The 1,071-nt window shown below is 54.0% G+C and carries 1 protein-coding gene and 1 pseudogene; both read right to left on the bottom strand.

Annotated features, from left to right (window positions below; translation table 11 throughout):
* The coding region (locus tag ACOCD2_RS21480) for an ISAzo13-like element transposase-related protein (protein WP_419588385.1) at nucleotides 1-530 on the bottom strand (530 nt) is incomplete at its 3' end.
* Between the two features lie 350 nt (nucleotides 531-880).
* Nucleotides 881-1,071 (bottom strand): annotated as a pseudogene (locus ACOCD2_RS21475) (hypothetical protein); the annotation flags it as partial.

The raw sequence follows: 1,071 nt of genomic DNA, 5'->3' as shown, positions 1-1,071 counted from the left end.
CGTAATACTCCCGGCTGTTCATCAGCTTGAGCATTCACCCGATGAATTTCTTCAAAGATGGCGTCAGTTTCTGGCAGACGTTTGTGTGGCTTGCATTTGCGGATACGTTGTGGCCGGTAGCTCAGCATATTGAGCTTCGTTCGCAAACTCCTCTCACCGATCAACTGGCCGTCCGTGTAGCCTTTTTGTTCCAGTAGTCGGCGCCGGACCTCCCTGGCGGTGATTGGCGTATAAATTCGAGTGCTTCTGAAGGTGGGGTCGGTTTGCCCTGTGGTGTCGAGAATGTCGACGATATCGTCCAGCAACCGGGGACAGTGTTCTTCCGCCTTCTTGCGACCAGAGCGGCAACGTCCATCCAATGCGGGTTCTCCTGCATCCCTTTCTTGCTGTCCCTTACGAATCGTTTTTCTGTCCCAGCCGAAAGTCTTTTCAACGTAACGTTGACCACCCCAGCCAAGCAACTCAACAACCTCCGCCATAAACATGCGCCGCGCTGAGCCGACTAGCGCGCTGGCGGTGTTTTTCCACAATAACGACTCCTTTACATTTGGTTTCTCTTCGTCATCAACATGACTGTATTTTAAAACATTCTGGGGCCGTAATCAGCACCTGATTTGGGGTAATTTATTTTTTCCGAGGCCCTAAGACTAGTGTTCCCCGGGCGCCTTCTTGTTCACTGCCGCACAGGCAGCTTAGAAGTCTCGTCGATAGGGTAAGGAGGTGAGCGAATTGTTCACTGCCGCACAGGCAGCTTAGAAGTTCCACGCGCTCTATCAGAATCGCCCTTGCTAGTTCACTGCCGCACAGGCAGCTTAGAAGGGCGGCAGGTGGTTGGAGGACTGCCGAATAGGCGTTCACTGCCGCACAGGCAGCTTAGAAATCAGAGCCCCTCCATACTGCGCGATGAAATCTGTTGTCGTTCCTCTGGCATCAGCTTGTTCGCAGGCGCCTGGCGTTCTGCGTCTGGGCGGCCATCGGCTTTGACACTGCCGCACTGGGTCCAGCGCCTATAGGTGCGCGAACTGATCTCCAGTTCACTACAGGCTTTCTTCTTCGACGCACCAGCCTCTA

It is taken from the genome of Thiolapillus sp. (genome assembly GCF_048562965.1).
GTDB lineage: Bacteria > Pseudomonadota > Gammaproteobacteria > Chromatiales > Chromatiaceae > Thiolapillus > Thiolapillus brandeum_A.
The sequence above is the reverse complement of the archived record's forward strand: the minus strand, read 5'-3'. Positions and strand labels throughout refer to the sequence as shown.